The 17,922-nt window shown below is 71.9% G+C and carries 13 protein-coding genes and 1 riboswitch; of the genes, 11 read left to right on the top strand and 2 right to left on the bottom strand.

Annotated elements, in window-relative coordinates:
• The first annotated feature begins 61 nt into the window (after window positions 1-61).
• Window positions 62-1,438, top strand: a complete 1,377-nt coding sequence (locus OG430_RS37200) for a hypothetical protein (protein ID WP_327357059.1) — start codon at window positions 62-64, stop codon at window positions 1,436-1,438.
• A gap of 197 nt (window positions 1,439-1,635) precedes the next feature.
• On the opposite strand, the gene OG430_RS37195 is transcribed toward OG430_RS37200, so the two are convergent.
• Together OG430_RS37195 and OG430_RS37190 are read right to left on the bottom strand one after the other, a co-directional pair.
• Entirely contained in the window at window positions 1,636-2,763 is a 1,128-nt protein-coding gene (locus OG430_RS37195) for an alpha/beta hydrolase family protein (RefSeq protein ID WP_327357058.1), read from the bottom strand.
• A 295-nt stretch (window positions 2,764-3,058) separates the two neighbouring features.
• Window positions 3,059-3,721, bottom strand: coding sequence for a class II aldolase/adducin family protein (locus OG430_RS37190; RefSeq protein WP_327357057.1), 663 nt, complete (start codon window positions 3,719-3,721; stop codon window positions 3,059-3,061).
• A 192-nt stretch (window positions 3,722-3,913) separates the two neighbouring features.
• Between OG430_RS37190 and OG430_RS37185 the strand changes: the two genes are divergently transcribed.
• The 10 genes from OG430_RS37185 to cobI all read left to right on the top strand — a co-directional run bounded on the left by OG430_RS37185 (window position 3,914) and on the right by cobI (window position 17,910).
• Window positions 3,914-4,678, top strand: coding sequence for a lysozyme (locus OG430_RS37185; protein ID WP_327357056.1), 765 nt, complete (start codon window positions 3,914-3,916; stop codon window positions 4,676-4,678).
• A 169-nt stretch (window positions 4,679-4,847) separates the two neighbouring features.
• Window positions 4,848-6,134 (top strand): inorganic phosphate transporter, encoded by a 1,287-nt coding sequence (locus OG430_RS37180; RefSeq protein ID WP_327357055.1) that lies wholly within the window; start codon window positions 4,848-4,850, stop codon window positions 6,132-6,134.
• 31 nt (window positions 6,135-6,165) lie between these two features.
• A complete protein-coding gene (locus OG430_RS37175; RefSeq protein ID WP_327357054.1) occupies window positions 6,166-6,387 on the top strand; it encodes a hypothetical protein in 222 nt (73 codons plus the stop codon).
• 179 nt (window positions 6,388-6,566) lie between these two features.
• Window positions 6,567-6,738: riboswitch (cobalamin riboswitch) on the top strand.
• Window positions 6,739-6,823: 85 nt separating this feature from the next.
• Complete coding sequence (locus OG430_RS37170) at window positions 6,824-7,771, top strand: cobalamin biosynthesis protein (protein WP_327357053.1); 948 nt, start codon at window positions 6,824-6,826, stop codon at window positions 7,769-7,771.
• On the top strand, window positions 7,768-9,276 hold the full coding sequence (locus tag OG430_RS37165) for a cobyric acid synthase (protein ID WP_327357052.1): 1,509 nt from the start codon (window positions 7,768-7,770) through the stop codon (window positions 9,274-9,276). Before OG430_RS37170 ends, OG430_RS37165 begins: the two co-directional genes overlap by 4 nt.
• Window positions 9,273-12,935, top strand: coding sequence for a cobaltochelatase subunit CobN (gene cobN / locus OG430_RS37160; protein WP_327357051.1), 3,663 nt, complete (start codon window positions 9,273-9,275; stop codon window positions 12,933-12,935). Before OG430_RS37165 ends, cobN begins: the two co-directional genes overlap by 4 nt.
• Before the next feature lie 145 nt (window positions 12,936-13,080).
• Window positions 13,081-15,114, top strand: a complete 2,034-nt coding sequence (locus OG430_RS37155) for a putative cobaltochelatase (RefSeq protein WP_327357050.1) — start codon at window positions 13,081-13,083, stop codon at window positions 15,112-15,114.
• On the top strand, window positions 15,114-15,713 hold the full coding sequence (gene cobO / locus OG430_RS37150) for a cob(I)yrinic acid a,c-diamide adenosyltransferase (protein ID WP_327357049.1): 600 nt from the start codon (window positions 15,114-15,116) through the stop codon (window positions 15,711-15,713). The genes OG430_RS37155 and cobO overlap by 1 nt, the downstream gene beginning before the upstream one ends.
• Window positions 15,710-17,176, top strand: a complete 1,467-nt coding sequence (locus OG430_RS37145; protein ID WP_327359390.1) for a cobyrinate a,c-diamide synthase — start codon at window positions 15,710-15,712, stop codon at window positions 17,174-17,176. The genes cobO and OG430_RS37145 overlap by 4 nt, the downstream gene beginning before the upstream one ends.
• Window positions 17,161-17,910, top strand: a complete 750-nt coding sequence (cobI, locus tag OG430_RS37140; RefSeq protein WP_327357048.1) for a precorrin-2 C(20)-methyltransferase — start codon at window positions 17,161-17,163, stop codon at window positions 17,908-17,910. The genes OG430_RS37145 and cobI overlap by 16 nt, the downstream gene beginning before the upstream one ends.
• Window positions 17,911-17,922: the final 12 nt, after the last annotated feature.

Here is a 17,922-nt window from a genome sequence, read left to right as displayed (position 1 = left end):
GGGAAAGCGCGGCACACCCCTCCGTTTGGGCTTTCGCGGCAGAAGCGGCAAGACTGCCCTCGTGACGTCCCGTACCCCGCGCGACTCCAGGCTCCGACTCGTCCGCCCGCGCACGCTCACCGCCGCCCCCCGCGCGGTGGCGAAGCCGCGCCGACCTGCCCCCCGGCCCCCGGAGGGCACCCCCGCGCCCGCGGTCCTGGCCGGCCTGGCACGGAGCTGTCTCGCGGGGGCCGCGCGGATCGCCCGCTGGGCCGATGCGGTGGGCGTCCGCGACATCACGCTGCGCCCCGGACCGGGCGGCATCCTGTCCGCGGCCACCTCCGAACAGGCCGCCGCCGACCTGGACTTGACGCTCAAGGAGGTACGTACCGACTGGGACACCGCCCGGCTCGCCGGCCTCGTCGAGGTGCACGACAGCGCCGCCCGCCCCGGCTGGCGGCTGCGTGCCTGGGACCGGGACGACTCCGCCGTGCTGCGCGGCTGGGTCGCGCTGTTCGACGCCTGGTCGCTTGTGCATCCCGCGCCGGTCGCGCTGGCCCCGGCGTCGATCGCCGAAGTCGTCGAGGCCGTGCCCCAGTTGCTGTCCTTCCTGCAGCTGTCGGCCGGGCCGGTGCCCGTGCCCCAGCTTCTGGACCTCCTGGAGCAGCGGGTCACCGAACTGCGGGACGAGCGCTGCGAGATCCCGTACGGCCCGCAGCCCGAGCCGGTCGATCCCGCCCTGCCGCTGCTGCCGTTCCTGGAGTGGGCCCTCGACGGCCTCGCCGCCGTCGGCGCGCTGACCCTCGGCGAGGGCCAGGCGACCCTCACCCCGCTGGGCAGCTGGGCGGTCTGGGTGAAGCTCGAGCAGATCATCGTCGCCGCGCAGAGCCCCGCCGGGAACATCGAGCAGTCCGCCGACGGCATGCTCCGCGGCTGCGCCCGGCTCCGGCCGAACGCGGCCCGTGCCGAGTACCGGGCCTGGCTCGCCGCCCGGCCGGTCGGCAGCGCCGTCTCCGAGCTCCTCGACACCGCGCGCGGCGACGACGCGCTCCTGCGCGGCCTGGCCTTCGAGGCGCTGCGGGTCGTCGGCGCCCCCGCCGAGCCCGACGTCAGGGTGGCCCTGCACGAGCCGTCGCTGCGGCCCTATGCGCTGATGTGGCTCGCCGAGCACGAGGGTGCGGATCCCGAGGACGTGCACGCCGTGCTGACCCGGGCCGAGTCGACCTGGCTGTGGGTGGACACGGCCGCGGCGGTCGCCGACCACGGTGAGGCCCAACTCCTCGTCCGGCACCTGGAGTCCGCGGTCCAGCCGACGGTTCCGGCGCTGCTCCAGGAGGTGCGCTCGGTGGGGCATCCCCGGACCGTGCAGGTCCTGGTCGCGCTGGCCGCGGCCCATCCGGATCCGGCCCTTGCGAAGGCCGTGCGGCGGGCGGCGTTCCAGGTCCACACGGGAGGTTAGGGCGTGTCCGGCGGATCTTCGCGGAAGAGCCCGCGGCGTCTGGTGCGTGCTCTCGGCGTGCGCCCGGATCGCCCTCGTACTGGACGTACTTGGGTGATTCGGGCGTGCGGCGAGCGTGCGTGCCAGGCGTCGTGGGCCCGCGAAGATCCGCCGGACAGGCCCTAGGGCCTGGGTTGTCGGCGGCCGGACCTGAGCAGCTACATCAGCGGGGTGAGGAAGCGGCGGAGGGTTTCCTCGTACGTTGCCGGGTCGGCGTTCCACATTGCCGCGTGCGGGGCCTCCGGGACCGTGTGCAGGGTGACCAGGTCGGGGCGGGCCGCGGCCAGTTGGCGGGAACGGGTCCAGGGTGCGAGGGCGTCGTCCGGGCCGTGGAAGATCAGGGTCGGGACCTTCAGGGAGTCCGGGTCCGCCGCCTGGGCCATGCGGTCGCCGCGCAGGCCGGCGCGGCCCTGGGCGGCGCGTACCGCCAGCGGGAGCAGGGCCGTGGGGGTGCGGCGGGCCGCGGCGAGCGCCCGGAGCGTGGCCTCCCAGTCGAGTACCGGCGAGTCCAGGACGAGGCCGCTGATCCGGTCCCGCAGTGCGGAGTTCGCGGCGGCGTGCAGCGCCATCGAGGCGCCGGTGGACCAGCCGTGCAGGACCACGTTCTCGGCGCCGTACCGGATCGCGTAGCGGATCGCCGCGTCCAGGTCGCGCCACTCCGTCTCGCCGAGGTGGCCGAGGCCGTCCGGGGAGCGCGGGGCGCCGAGGTCGCCGCGGTAGGCGAGGTCGAGGACCGGGAAGCGCTGGGCGTGCAGGAAGTCCATGACGACCATGGGGTGCTCGCGGGTCGTGCCCAGGCCGTGGACCGTGATCACCCAGGTGTCGCGGATGCCCGGCACGAACCAGGCCGGCAGGCCGCCCAGTTCACCGGGGATGTCCACGTCGGCGTGGTCGAGGCCGAGGGCGTCGCGGGGGTTGCCGAGGTGGACCTGGGGGGTGAGCCAGACCCGGTCGCCGGCGGTGAGGGTGCCGTGGGTGACCCCTTCGAGGCGGCGTACCACCGTGTCCGCGGCGTGCGGGGCGCTCTCGATGACGGGGCCGACGACGGCGTGGCAGCCGTCGCCGCTCAGGCCGTAGACGCCTGGGCGCTGGGAGGCCAGGGAGCGGGTGAGGGTGATCTGGCCCGCGGCCGTGGCGTGCACGGTGAGGGCCGGGTCGCTGGGGAGCGGGCGGCCCGGGGGCGTCTTGAGCGCGGCGTCGCTGGCGAACCTTCCGGCGGCGATCGCGGCCGCGCCGGCGCCGAGGACGGCGGAGAGGGCGGCGGCTGTTGCGGTGGCGGGGCGCACGGGTTCAGTTTCGTGGGCTTTGGGCCTACCGGCCAGTGGGCGGGGGCGTTTGGGCGCACGGGTTCGGTCGGGCCCTGCCTTGCGAGCATCCCGCGCCCGCTTGGCCGGGGCCCGCGTCTATCGGCATCCGGCGCCGACTGGACCCGGGCCCCGATCTACCGGCGTCCGGCACCTCCGGGCTGTGCCCACCCGTGCCGCCCTGCGGCACGCCTGCCCACAGCAGGAACAGGGTGCGGGTGGGCAAGGGCCTGCGGAACGCCTGCCCATAGCGGAAGCGGAACGGCAGCGCGCACCCCTACCTCTGCCCATACCCCCGCAGCCTCTCCCCCGCCTCCCCCAACTCCCCCTCCGACAGCACCCTCGGTGTCAGGCCCGGTACCGAGTGGGACATGAGCCAGACGCGGCACATCCATTCCAGTTGGGCCGTGCGGTCGTAGGCCGTGGGCAGGGTGTCGGCGTAGGTGATCGTGCCGTGGTTCTGGAGAAGGCAGGCCGTGCGGTCGAGCAGAGCGTTGCGTACGTTCTCGGCCAATTCGGGGGTTCCGTACAGGGCATAAGGGGCCACTCGGACGGGGCCGCCGAGGGCCGCTGCCATGTAGTGGATCGGGGGCAGCTCGTCCACCAGCGTCGATACCGCCGTGGCGTGGGCCGCGTGGGTGTGGACCACGGCGCCGGCGGAGGTGGTGCGGTAGATCTCCAGGTGCAGGGGCAGCTCGCTGGTGGGCTTCAGCGTGCCGATGAGCTGGTTGCCCTCCAGGTCGACGGCGACCGCGTCGTCCGGACCGAGGCGGTCGTACGGCACTCCGCTCGGAGTGGCCAGAATCAGACCGTCGGACCCCCCGGTCCGCACCGACACATTGCCCGACGTGCCGACGACAAGGCCGTCCGTCACCGTCCTGCGGGCCGTCGCGACCAGCTCGTCCCACGCCCGCCGCATGTCCTCATCCATGGCAACCATGGCCGCGATCCTGCCAGCGGGCAGCCGCCGGGGCACTGTAGTGCGGAGCGTAGGAGTCCGTAAGGCCGCATATGGGGATAGATACTCCCGTACCGATGATTGGCTGGAGATCGATGGGCATCAGCGGGCATGACGTGAGCTTCCGGTAATCTCGGGGAGATTTGTCATGCACGTCGCCATCCGGGGGGAAATATGGCTCGTGATCACAAACCGTCCCACCGTCGCTTCCACCTCAGCAGGCGCCGCGCCCTCGCGGCTACCGCCACGGTCGCGGCGCTGATCCTGGGGGAAATCGCCCTCGCCGAGATCCCGGCGCACGCGGCGGGCAAGCCGCGGGGGCACGACGTCTCCTCGCACCAGAAGAACGTCAACTGGCAGAAGGCCAAGAGCAAGGGCGCGCGGTTCGTCTACGTGAAGGCCACCGAGTCGAACTGGTACAAGAGCCCCTACTTCTCGCAGCAGTACAACGGCTCGCGCAACGCGGGCATCATCCGGGGCGCGTACCACTTCGCCGTGCCGAGCGAGTCGTCCGGCAAGTCGCAGGCCGCCTACTTCCTGAGGAACGGCGGCAGGTGGTCGCGCGACGGGTGGACGCTGCCGCCCGCGCTCGACATCGAGTACAACCCGTACAGCTCGAAGAAGTGCTACGGACTGAGCAAGTCCGAGATGGTCGGCTGGGTCGCGTCCTTCAGCAACGAGATCAAGCGGCAGACCGGCCGCCGGCCCGTGATCTACACCAACACGAACTGGTGGAAGCGGTGCACCGGGAACTACGCGGGCTTCGGTGACAATCACGCGCTGTGGCTGGCCCGCTACGGCTCCTCGCCCGGCGAGCTGCCGAAAGGCTGGGGCTACCTGACCTTCTGGCAGTACGACAACGGCAGCGGCCGGCTGCCGGGTGATCAGAATCTCTTCAACGGGTCGATGACCCAGCTCAAGCGGTTCGCCCGGGGCTAGACCGGGGGGCGGATCGCCGGGATCCCCGGGCGGGTGCCGCCGCTTTCGAACCGAAGGGAGAGGCGGCCTCCCGCTTTGGGACACCACACCGCCCGCCCCAGTTCATCTTCCGTTCACTCAGGTTGCTTACGTTCGTCCAGCCACTGACATCGAGCGATTGCCTGGGTAAATGGAACACATAACGCTGCTGCTCGCGATTGTGATCGTGACAGCTCTCGTGTTCGATTTCACGAACGGTTTCCACGACACCGCCAACGCGATGGCGACGACCATCTCGACCGGCGCACTCAAGCCCAAGACCGCGGTGGCCATGTCCGCGGTGCTGAACCTCGTCGGAGCATTCCTGTCCGTCGAAGTCGCCAAGACGATCTCCAGCGGTCTGGTGAGTGAAGACGGCATCAAGCCCGAAGTCATCCTTGCGGCGCTCGTCGGCGCCATCCTGTGGAATCTGCTGACCTGGCTGGTCGGCCTTCCCTCCAGCTCCTCGCACGCCCTCATGGGCGGTCTGATCGGCGCCACGGTCGCGTCCATCGGCTTCTCCGGTGTCAACGGCGGTGTCGTCGTCACCAAGGTGCTGATCCCCGCGCTCGCCGCTCCGCTGGTCGCCGGTCTCGCCGCGTACCTGGCCTCCCGGCTGACGTACAAGCTCGGCAAGAACATCACCGCGAAGTCCTCCGCGAAGGGCTACCGCGGCGGCCAGATCGCCTCTGCCGGCCTCGTCTCGCTCGCGCACGGCACCAACGACGCGCAGAAGACGATGGGCATCATCACCCTCGCCCTGGTCGCCGGCGGCGCGCTCGCGCCCGGCTCCAACCCGCCGGTCTGGGTCATCGTCTCGGCCGGTCTGGCCATCGCGATGGGCACCTACCTCGGCGGCTGGCGCATCATCCGCACCATGGGCAAGGGCCTCACCGATCTGCAGCCGCAGCAGGGCTTCGCCGCCCAGACCTCGGCCGCCTCGGTCATCCTGGCCTCGTCGAACCTCGGCTTCTCCCTCTCCACCACGCACTCCTGCTCGGGTGCCGTGATGGGCGCGGGCCTCGGCCGCAAGGGCGGCGTGGTGCGCTGGTCGACCGCGACCCGGATGTTCGTCGCGTGGGGTCTGACCCTGCCGGCCGCCGGTCTGGTCGCCGCGGGCGCCGAGTTCGTGGCCCGGCAGGGCGACTGGGGCATCGCGGCCGTCGCGGTCTTCCTGGTCGCGTCCTGTGCCGCGATCTGGTTCATCTCGCGCCGCCAGGTCGTCGACCACACCAACGTCGTGAACGACGAGATCACGGATGTCGCCGAGGCCGAGCCCGCGGGCGTCGTGACCACCGCGATCGCCGCGGTCACCCCGCCGCCGGCCGGTATGGCCGCCGCCACCGTCGAGACGTCCGAGGACGTCAAGACGACCATCCCGGCCCCCACCGCCCCCGCCGTCGCGGATCCCGCGCGCCCGGCTACGGCGACGGTCTGAGCCCCCGGGCTCGGAGAGTAAGGACAGCAGCATGAACATCGACTGGGCAGCTCTCGGCTCCGTCTTCGGCGTCAGCCTTCTGGCGACCGTCTCCCTGGTGGCCCTGTTCACCCTGGGCATCCTCGGTCTCTCCAAGCAGGAGGAGGCCGCGGCTTCCGGCGGCTCCGCGGCGCTCGCGCGCTCGGGGGCGTACGCCTGCTTCGCACTGTGCGCGGCGGCGGTCTCGTACGGAATCTTCCTGATCGTCACCTGACGGCGGCGATCGACGGATTCGTCACCTGACGGTACGGATCCGGAGCACCGCGACGCGAGCGGCGTCCGGCGACTTTCCGAGGTCGCCGGGCGCCGCTCTCGTGTGTCCTCGTGTGGGCCTCGGCACACTCTTTAGCCGCAGGTCAAAGCCGAGTTGACGGGCCTCGCGGAGCGTGGTGGACTTCCGGAGCCAATTACGGCGGCAGCAGAGGAAGCCGGTGCGAATCCGGCGCGGTCCCGCCACTGTCACCGGGGGTTCACTCCCCCGGAAGCCAGGAACTCTCTCCGCCGGTCACGTCGAACCAGGGCGCGGACCCTGAGTGAGGACATTCGCCATGCGCGGCTGCCGTTCAGCTGTCCCTGTGCCCCTGCGGGCACCCAGTGCGTCAAGTGCTTCCTGTTTCAGGGTCCTTCGAGGCGTAGCGGCGGGCTGAACCGTGCCTGCCGATCGCGACTTCGCGTACGGCGCCGCCGCCGGACTGTTCGGCGACCTGCTGCTCGGCGATCCCCGCCGTGGGCATCCGGTCGCCGCTTTCGGGCGCGCGGCGGGCGCCGTCGAGCGGGTGCTGTGGCGTGACCACCGTGGGTGGGGCGCGCTGCACACCGCTGTGTGCGTGGGGGGTGCCGTGGGCGCCGCCGCGCTGGTTTCGCATGCCGTACGTGCCTCTCGTCGCGCCTCTTTCGCGCTGACGGCCGCCGCCACCTGGGCGGTGGTCGGCGGGACTTCGCTCGGCCGGGAGGCGCGGGCCATCGGGGGCGCGCTGGCCGCGGGTGACGTGGACGTGGCGCGGGAGCGGCTGCCCCATCTGTGCGGGCGGGACCCGCAGGCCCTGGACGAGGACGGGATCGCGCGCGCGGTCGTGGAGTCCGTGGCCGAGAACACCTCCGACGCCGTGGTCGGGGCGCTCGTGTGGGGAGCTGTCGGCGGGGTGCCGGGGCTTGTCGGGTTCCGGGCCGTGAACACCCTCGACGCGATGGTCGGGCACAAGTCGGTCAAGTACCGCCGCTACGGCTGGGCTTCGGCCCGGCTCGACGACGTGGCCGGCTGGCCTGGGGCCCGTCTGACGGCGGCGCTCGCGGTGGTCGCGGGCGGGGACCGGCGCGGTGCGGCCAAGGCCTGGCGCGAGGACGCGGACCGGCATCCGAGCCCCAACGCGGGCCCCGTGGAGGCGGCCTTCGCGGGCGCGCTCGGGGTGCGGCTCGGCGGGACCCTGTCGTACGGCGGACGCGTCGAGCACCGGCCGGTGCTCAACCCGGCCGGGCGCAAAGTGGGGGTCGACGACATCGAGCGGGCCGTGCGGCTTTCGCGGCGGGTGAGTTGGGGGGCGCTCGCCGTGTGTGCGGCGGCGCGGATCCTCGTACGGAAGAAGAGGTGCAGGTCATGAGCGGTGGACTGTTGGTGGCCGGGACCACCTCCGATGCCGGGAAGAGCGTCGTCACGGCCGGGATCTGCCGCTGGCTGGTCCGCCGTGGCGTGAAGGTCGCGCCCTTCAAGGCGCAGAACATGTCGCTGAATTCGTTCGTCACGCGCGAGGGCGCCGAGATCGGCCGTGCCCAGGCCATGCAGGCGCAGGCCGCCCGCGTCGAGCCGACCGCGCTGATGAACCCGGTGCTGCTCAAGCCGGGCAGCGACCGCTCCAGCCAGGTCGTCCTGATGGGCAAGCCGGTGGGCGAGATGAGCGCGCGCGGCTATCACGGGGGACGCCAAGAGGCGTTGCTCGGGACGGTCGTGGACTGTCTTGAGCAGTTGCGGGGCAGCTATGACGCGGTGATCTGCGAGGGGGCGGGCAGTCCGGCCGAGATCAATCTGCGGCGTACGGACATCGTGAACATGGGCATCGCGCGGGCCGCGCGGTTCCCCGTCGTCGTGGTCGGCGACATCGACCGGGGCGGGGTCTTCGCGTCCTTCTTCGGTACGACGGCGCTGCTCAGCGCGGAGGACCAGGCGCTGGTGGCCGGGTACTTGGTGAACAAGTTCCGGGGCGATGTGTCCCTCCTGGAACCCGGCCTCGACATGCTGGAGAACCTCACCGGGCGGCGTACGTACGGTGTGCTGCCCTTCGCGCACGGGCTCGGCATCGACGAGGAGGACGGGCTCCGGGTGTCGTTGCGCGGCACCGTGCGGGAGTCGGTCGTGGCTCCCCCGGTCGGCGAGGACGTGCTGCGGGTCGCCGTGTGCGCGGTGCCGCTGATGTCCAACTTCACCGATGTGGACGCGCTCGCCGCCGAGCCGGGTGTGGTCGTACGTTTCGTCGACCGCGCCGAGGAACTGGTGGACGCGGACCTGGTGATCGTGCCGGGGACGCGCGGGACGGTGAAGGCGCTTCAGTGGCTGCGCGAGCGCGGGCTCGCGGACGCGCTGGCCCGGCGGGCCGCCGAGGGGCGTCCGGTGCTCGGCATCTGCGGCGGCTTCCAGGTGCTCGGCGAGCACATCGAGGACGACGTCGAGTCGCGCGCGGGCGCCGTGGACGGGCTCGGACTGCTGCCCGTACGCGTCCGGTTCGCGCGCGAGAAGACCCTGGAGCGGCCCGTGGGCGAGGCCCTGGGCGAGCCCGTCGAGGGGTACGAGATCCATCACGGCGTCGCCGAAGTCCTCGGCGGCGAGAGCTTCTTGGACGGTTGCCGCGTCGGCGCTGTGTGGGGCACGCACTGGCACGGGTCGCTGGAGAGCGACGCGTTCCGGCGGGCCTTCCTGCGCGAGGTCGCGGCCGCCGCGGGGCGGCGCTTCGTGCCGGCCCCGGACACGTCGTTCGGCGCGCTGCGCGAGGAGCAGCTCGACCGGCTCGGCGACCTGATCGAAGAACACGCGGATACGGATGCGCTTTTGCGCCTGATCGAGACCGGCGCACCCGCCGGCCTCCCGTTCATTGCTCCGGGGGCACCTTCATGACCGTCCTGCTTCTGTCCACCGCCGACACGGATCTGCTCGCGGCGCGCGCCTCGGGCGCCGCGTACCGCATCGGCAACCCCACCCGGGTCGATGTCACCGGTGAACTGCCGGGCCTGATCGAGGGTGCGGACATAGCCGTCGTACGCCTCCTCGGCGGCAAGCGCGCCTGGGAGGACGGGCTCGCCGCGCTCAAGAAGTCCGGCATCCCGACCGTGCTGCTCGGCGGCGAGTCCGTGCCGGACGCGGAGCTGATGGCCGAGTCGACCGTGCACGCCGGGTCCGTGGCCGAGGCGCTGCGGTACCTGGTGGAGGGCGGCGCCGGGAACCTCCGGGAGCTGGCGAAGTTCCTCACCGAGGACGTACTGCGCCCCGGAGTGTCCGACGGCGACCGGCGCAGCGCCGAGCCCCTGAAGATGCCCGAGTTCGGGGTGCACGGGGACCGGGCGGCCGACCCTTCGCGGCCGACCGTGGGCGTGCTGTTCTACCGGGCGCACGAGCTGTCCGGGAACACCTCCTTCGTGGACACCCTGTGCGACGCGATCGAGGCGCGCGGCGTCAACGCCCTTCCCGTGTACTGCGGTTCACTGCGGGGCGCCGACCCGGCGCTGTACGAGCTGATCGGGCAGGCCGACACGCTCATCGCCACCGTCCTCGCGGCCGGCGGGGCGCATGCCTCGGAGGCTTCGGCCGGCGGTGCCGAGGAGGCCTGGGACATCGGGGCCCTGGCCGACCTCAACATCCCTGTCCTGCAAGGGCTTTGCCTGACCTCCTCGCGCAGCGCCTGGGACGCGTCGGATGCCGCGCTCTCCCCCATGGACGCGGCGATGCAGGTCGCGATCCCCGAGTTCGACGGGCGCCTGATCACTGTCCCGTTCTCCTTCAAGGAGCAGGGCCCGGACGACGTCCCGGTGTACATCGCCGACCCCGAGCGGGCCGCGCGGGTCGCCGGAATCGCCGTGCGGCACGCCCTGTTGAAGCACAAGCCGAACGCCGAGAAGAAGCTGGCTCTCGTCTTCACCGCGTACCCGACCAAGCACTCACGGGTCGGCAACGCGGTGGGGCTCGACACCCCGGCGTCGGCGGTGCGGGTCCTGGACGCGCTGCGGGACGCGGGCTACGTCGTCGAGGGCCACCCCGCCGAGGGCGACGAGCTGATCCACCGCCTCATCGCCGCCGGTGGCCACGACGTCGAATGGCTCACCGAGGAGCAGCTGGCCGCCGCCCCGGCGCGGGTGCCGCTCGCGGACTACCGGGCCTGGTTCGACAAGCTCGACCCGGAGCTGCGGGACGGGATGCTGGAGGCGTGGGGCGAGCCTCCGGGCCAGCTGTACGTCGACGGCGACGAAATCGTCCTCGCCTCCCTGCAGTTCGGGAACGTCGTCGTGATGATCCAGCCGCCGCGCGGCTTCGGCGAGAACCCGATCGCGATCTACCACGACCCGGACATGCCGCCGTCGCACCACTACATGGCGGCGTACAGGTGGCTGGAGAATTCCTTCGGCGCCGACGCCGTCGTGCACATGGGCAAGCACGGCACGATGGAGTGGCTGCCGGGCAAGGGGCTCGGGCTCAGCGGGGGCTGCGCGCCCGATGCGGTCCTGGGTGAGCTGCCGCTGATCTATCCCTTCATCGTCAACGACCCCGGCGAGGGCACCCAGGCCAAGCGCCGCGGGCACGCCACGGTGGTCGACCATCTGGTGCCGCCGATGGCGCGGGCGGACACGTACGGGGATCTGGCGAAGCTGGAGCAGCTGCTCGACGAGTACGCGCTGGTCAGCGACCTGGACCCGACGAAGGCGCCGGCGGTGCGGGCGCAGATCTGGACGCTGGTCAAGGCCGCCGAGCTCCATCACGACCTGCATGTCGACGAGCAGCCGGACGACACCGCCTTCGACGAGTTCGTCATGCACATCGACGGCTATCTGTGCGAGATCAAGGACGTGCAGATCCGCGACGGTCTGCATGTGCTGGGTGGCGGGCCGGAGGGTGAGCCTCGGGTAAACCTGGTGCTTGCCGTCCTGCGGGCCTCGCAGGTGTGGGGCGGTACCGCGAACGCGCTGCCGGGGCTGCGGGCCGCGCTCGCCGAGCACTTCGGGCTCGACGAGAAGGAGCTGCTCGGGGAGCCGGGGGCTGCGGTCAAGGTCGCCGACGGGCTGACCGCTCTGGTGGACGGGCCCGCCCGGACCGCCTCCGATGCGATCGATCTGCTTGAGCTGCTGTGCCGGCGCCTTGCCGAGGGCATGGAGGCTCGGGAGTGGGCGCTGGAGGCGGTGCGTCCCCTCGTACGGGAAGTGCTCGGCGTCGAACTGCCGCCCGCCGTGGCCGTGTTGGGGTTCGCCTGCGAGGAGGTCGTGCCCCGGCTCGCGCGTACCACCGATGAGATCGGGCACATCCTGCGGGCGTTGGACGGCGGGTACGTTCCGGCGGGTCCGTCCGGGTCGCCGACCCGTGGGCTCGTGAATGTGCTGCCTACCGGGCGCAACTTCTACTCCGTCGACCCCAAGGCCATTCCCTCACGGCTGAGTTGGGAGGTCGGGCAGGCGCTCGCCGACTCGCTGGTGGGCAGGTATCTGACCGACACCGGGGAGTACCCGAAGTCGGTCGGGCTGACCGTGTGGGGCACCTCGGCCATGCGTACGCAGGGCGACGACATCGCGGAGATCCTGGCGCTCCTCGGGTGCCGGCCGGTGTGGGACGACGCGTCGCGGCGGGTCACCGGGTTCGAGATCGTGCCGGCCGCCGAGCTCGGGCGGCCGCGCATCGATGTGACCGTGCGTATCTCCGGGTTCTTCCGGGATGCGTTCCCGCATGTGGTCGGGCTGATCGACGACGCCGTGCGGGCGGTCGCGGAGCTCGACGAGGATGCCGACGTCAACTACGTGCGGGCGCACGCCGATGAGGACACCGCCACGCACGGCGACCGGCGCCGGGCCACCTCCCGGATCTTCGGGTCCAAGCCGGGGGCGTACGGGGCCGGGCTGCTGCCGTTGATCGACGCACGCAACTGGCGTTCCGACGCGGATCTCGCCGAGGTGTACGCGGTGTGGGGCGGCTATGCGTACGGCCGTGGGCTCGACGGGCGGGCTGCTCGCGGGGACATGGAGACCGCGTTCCGGCGCATCGCCGTCGCCGCGAAGAACGTCGATACGCGCGAGCACGATCTCGTCGATGCCGACGACTACTTCCAGTACCACGGGGGGATGGTCGCGATGGTGCGGCATCTGACCGGGGAGTCGCCCGAGGCGTACGTGGGTGACAGTGCCGTGCCGGAGCAGGTCAAGACGCGGACGCTCGGGGAAGAGACCCACCGGGTGTTCCGGGCCCGTGTCGTCAATCCTCGGTGGATGGCGGCGATGCGGCGGCATGGGTACAAGGGGGCGTTCGAGATGGCCGCGACGGTGGACTATCTGTTCGGGTACGACGCCACCGCGGGTGTGGTGGATGACTGGATGTACGAGAAGCTCTCGGCCGAGTACGTGTTCTCCGAGGAGAACCGGGAGTTCATGCAGAAGTCCAACCCGTGGGCCTTGCGGGGGATTTCCGAGCGGCTGCTCGAGGCGGCTGAGCGGGGGCTTTGGGCTTCGCCGGACGAGGCGACGCTTGAGCGGTTGCGGGCGACGTATCTGGAGCTCGAGGGTGATCTGGAGGGGGACGCGTGAGCGCCGTTGCGCCTGCGGCGGGCTTTCTTCCCCACCCCGCCCCTTCCCGAAATCCTGCGGAGCTTTCCGCCCTCCGGGCGGGTCCTCAAACGCCGGACGGGCTGAATGATGCCCACTGCCCGCACCCGCAAGTGGAGGCCTTCGTATGACCACGCCCTATCCCTTCACCGCTCTCGTCGGCCAGGACGACCTGCGGCTTGCACTGCTGCTCAACGCCGTCTCCCCCGCCGTCGGCGGCGTGCTCGTGCGTGGTGAGAAGGGGACCGCCAAGTCCACTGCCGTACGCGCCCTTTCCGCCCTGCTGCCCGAGGTGGACGTCGTCTCCGGGTGCAGGTTCTCCTGTGATCCGGGGGCGCCCGATCCGCAGTGCCCGGACGGGCCGCACGAGGTCGTGGGGCAGAACTCGCGGGCCGCGCGCATGGTCGAGTTGCCCGTCGGGGCCTCCGAGGACCGGCTCGTCGGGGCGCTCGACATCGAGCGGGCGCTCGCCGAGGGGGTCAAGGCCTTCGAGCCCGGGCTGCTCGCCGACGCGCATCGCGGGATCCTGTACGTCGACGAGGTCAATCTGCTGCACGACCATCTGGTCGACCTGCTGCTCGACGCCGCCGCCATGGGCGCCTCGTACGTGGAGCGCGAAGGCGTGTCCGTACGGCATGCCGCGCGGTTCCTGCTCGTCGGGACCATGAATCCCGAAGAGGGCGAGCTGCGGCCGCAGTTGCTCGACCGGTTCGGGCTGACCGTCGAGGTGGCGGCCTCGCGCGAGCCCGATCAGCGGGTCGAGGTCGTGCGCCGGCGGCTCGCCTATGACGACCGGCCGGAGGAGTTCGCCGCCCGGTGGGAGGCCGACGAGCAGGCGGTGCGGGCGCGGATCGTGGCCGCTCGAGCGCTGCTGCCGCAGGTGCGCCTCGGCGACGGTGCGCTGCGACAGATCGCCGCGACGTGTGCCGCGTTCGAGGTGGACGGCATGCGTGCCGACATCGTCATGGCGAGGACCGCCACGGCGCTCGCCGCCTGGGCCGGGCGCAGTGATGTCATCGCCGAAGATGTGCGGCAGGCCGCGCTGCTCGCCCTTCCGCATCGGCGGCGGCGTAATCCCTTTGATGCTCCGGGACTTGACGAGGACAAGCTCGACGACACCCTGGAGGAGTTCGCGGGCGAGGACGAGGACCCCGACCCCGATCCGGACGGTCCCGGTGGTGGGCAGCCGCCGCAGGACGGGCCGCCCGACGACTCCCCCGCCGAAGGCGGTGCGGGGGACGACGGGGACGTACAGCCCGAACCGTCCGACGAACAGGGCGCTGCCCAGGCTCCCTCCGGGCCCGGCGAGCAGCAGGCCGTGAGTGCCGGCGAGCCCTTTCGTGCGAAGACGCTGAGCGTTCCCGGTCTGGGTGAGGGTGCCGCCGGGCGGCGGTCCCGGGCCCGCACCGAGCACGGGCGGACCACCGGGTCCAGGCGACCCCAAGGGGCCCTCACCAAGCTGCACTTGGCGGCGACCGTGCAGGCCGCCGCGCCGCATCAGCGGGCGCGGGGGCGGTCCGGGCGGGGGCTCGTCATACGCCGGGACGATCTGCGGCAGGCGACGCGGGAGGGGCGCGAGGGAAATCTCGTCCTCTTCGTCGTGGACGCCTCCGGGTCGATGGCGGCCCGGCAGCGGATGAGTGCCGTCAAGGGTGCCGTGCTTTCGCTGTTGCTGGATGCCTATCAGCGGCGGGACAAGGTGGGGCTCGTGACCTTCCGGGGGGCGGGGGCCGATGTCGCGCTGCCGCCCACGTCGTCCGTGGACGCGGCCGCCGCCCGGCTCGAATCGCTGCCGACGGGTGGGCGTACGCCGGTCGCGGCGGGGCTGCTCAAGGCTCATGAGGTGCTGCGGATCGAGCGCTTGCGGGACCCCGCCCGGCGTCCGCTGGTCGTGGTCGTCACCGACGGGCGGGCCACCGGCGGGGTCGAGCCGGTCGCCCAGGCCGCGCGTGCGGCGGGGCTTTTCGCCGCCGAGGGCATCGCGTCCGTGACCGTCGACTGCGAGTCGGGGCCCGTACGGCTCGGGCTCGCGGGGCAGCTCGCGCAGGGGCTCGGCGGGAGCGTCGTCACGCTGGACGAGCTGCGGGCGGATGCGATTGCCGGACTCGTCCGGGACGTACAGGGAACTCATCAAAGCCAGAGGAAGCAGAGGGCCGCCTGATGCCCCAGGGACAGCCGACCGTCGTACCCGAGGACGGTCTCACCACCCGCCAGCGCCGCAACCGGCCGCTGGTCGTCGTGCACACCGGCATCGGCAAGGGCAAGTCGACGGCCGCGTTCGGGCTCGCGCTGCGCGCCTGGAACCAGGGGTGGCCGATCGGGGTGTTCCAGTTCGTCAAGTCCGCCAAGTGGAAGGTCGGCGAGGAGCGCGCGCTGCGGGTCCTCGGGGACTCCGGCGAGGGCGGGACCGTCGACTGGCACAAGATGGGCGAGGGCTGGTCGTGGGTGCAGCGGGACGCGCAGCTCGACAACGAGGAGAAGGCGCGGGAGGGCTGGGAGCAGGTCAAGCGGGACCTGGCCGCCGAGACGTATCAGCTGTACGTGCTGGATGAGTTCGCCTATCCGATGCACTGGGGGTGGGTCGACACCGAGGAGGTCGTGTCCGTCCTGCGGGACCGGCCCGGGCAGCAGCATGTCGTCATCACCGGGCGCAACGCCCCGGCGGGGCTTGTGGAGTTCGCCGATCTGGTGACGGACATGGGCAAGGTCAAGCACCCGATGGACGCGGGGCAGAAGGGGCAGCGGGGCATCGAATGGTGACCGCCGTCCCCCGATTGGTGATTGCCGCCCCCTCCTCGGGCAGCGGCAAGACCACCGTGGCCACGGGCCTGATGGCCGCCTTCGCGGAGGCCGGGCTTGCCGTGTCTCCGCACAAGGTGGGGCCCGACTACATCGATCCGGGCTATCACGCGCTGGCGTGCGGCCGTCCCGGGCGGAATCTGGATGCGTATCTGTGCGGGCCGGAGCTGGTTGCTCCGCTCTTCGCGCATGGTTCTTCCGGGTGTGACCTTGCGGTCGTCGAGGGTGTGATGGGGCTGTTCGACGGGGCGTCGGGGCAGGGGGAGTTGGCGTCCACGGCGCAGGTCTCGAAGTTGCTGCGGGCGCCGGTGGTGCTGGTCGTCGACGCGTCTTCGCAGTCGCGGTCCGTGGCGGCGCTTGTGCATGGGTTTGCGTCTTGGGATCCGGAGGTGCGGATCGGCGGGGTGATCCTCAACAAGGTCGGGTCCGACCGGCATGAGGAGTTGTTGCGGGAGGCTCTGGACTCGTCCGGGGTTCCCGTGCTCGGCACTCTGCGTCGGCTACGTCAAGTCCGTACGCCCTCACGGCACTTGGGGCTTGTGCCGGTTGCCGAGCGGCAGGCGGAGGCGGTGGACGCGGTCCGTGCGCTGGCCGAGCAGGTGCGCCAGGGGTGCGACCTGGAAGCGCTGCTTGCGCTGGCGCGGAGTGCGCCGTCGTTGGACGTCTCGCCGTGGTCGCCGGGCTTTTCCCCCACCCCGCCCCTTCCCGAAAGGCTGCCGCCGGCTTCAAAGATGTCCTCAATCGCCGGACGGGCTGATGAATCAGCCCGTCCGGCGATTGAGGACACAGCTCCGCAGGATTTCGGGAAGGGGCGGGGAGGGGAAATCGTCGTTGCCCTGGCCGCCGGCCCCGCCTTCACCTTCTCCTACGCCGAGCACGCCGAAATGCTCACGGCGGCCGGGGCCGAAGTCGTGCCGTTCGACCCGCTCAGGGACGAGCAACTTCCCGACGGGACCGCGGGGTTGGTCATCGGTGGCGGGTTCCCGGAGGTCTACGCCCCGGAGCTGTCCGCCAACGAACCCCTGCGCGAGGCAGTCGCGAAGCTCGCGCAGAGCGGCGCCCCCGTGGCGGCGGAGTGCGCCGGGCTTCTCTATCTCGCGCGCTCCCTGGACGGGAAGCCGATGTGCGGTGTGCTGGACGCGGACGCGCACATGTCGGAGCGGCTGACCCTCGGCTATCGCGAGGCCGTCGCCCTCTCCGACAGCGTGCTCGCACAGGCGGGGACCCGGGTGCGCGGGCACGAGTTCCATCGGACCGTCCTCGAGCCGGGCGCGGGCAGCATGCCCGCGTGGGGGCTTCACCAGCCGGAGAAGCGTGTCGAGGGCTACGTACAGGACGGTGTGCATGCGAGCTATCTGCACACGCATTGGGCGGCCGTGCCCGACACCGCCCGCAGGTTCGTCGAAAGGTGCAGGACGTCATGAGCGGCAGCAGCAAGCTGATAGGTGTCGGAGTCGGCCCGGGCGACCCGGAGTTGGTGACCGTCAAGGGCGTCAACGCGCTGCGTGACGCCGAGGTCGTCGTCGTGCCTGTGATGGACACCGGCGAGCGCGGGCGGGCCGAGGCGACCGTGCTGCACTACGTCCCGCAGGACAAGGTCGTACGCGTCGTCTTCGCGCTCAACGAGCGGTCCGACCGGGCCCGCCGCGAGGCCGCCTGGGACGCCGCCGGCGGGCGCGTGGCCGAGCTGCTGCGGGCGCACGGCAGCGTGGCGTTCGCGACGATCGGGGACCCCAATGTGTACTCGACGTTCACCTATCTCGCGCAGACCATCGGGGAGTTGCTGCCGGGGACGGTCGTCGAGACCGTGCCGGGCATCACCGCGATGCAGGATCTCGCCGCCCGCAGTGGCGCCGTACTCACGGAGGGCACCGAGCCGCTGACGCTGGTGCCGGTGACGGCCGGGGCTGCCGTCCTCAAGGACGCGCTCGACGGGCCGGGCACGGTCGTCGCGTACAAGTTCGGGCGGCTCGCGCACGAGGTCGCCGCCGCGCTGCGGGAGACCGGGCGGGCCGAGGGTGCCGTGTGGGGGTCGGCGCTCGGGCTGCCCGAGGAGTCCATCCGGCCGGCCGGTGAGCTCGGCGAGGAGCCGCTGCCGTATCTGTCGACGCTCATCGCGCCCGCGCGCCGTGACGGCGGCCGCGGCGGCAAGCTGTGACCGGGCCGGGCG

It is taken from the genome of Streptomyces sp. NBC_01304 (genome assembly GCF_035975855.1).
Lineage (GTDB): Bacteria > Actinomycetota > Actinomycetes > Streptomycetales > Streptomycetaceae > Streptomyces.
This window is presented reverse-complemented; position numbering and strand designations above follow the sequence as displayed.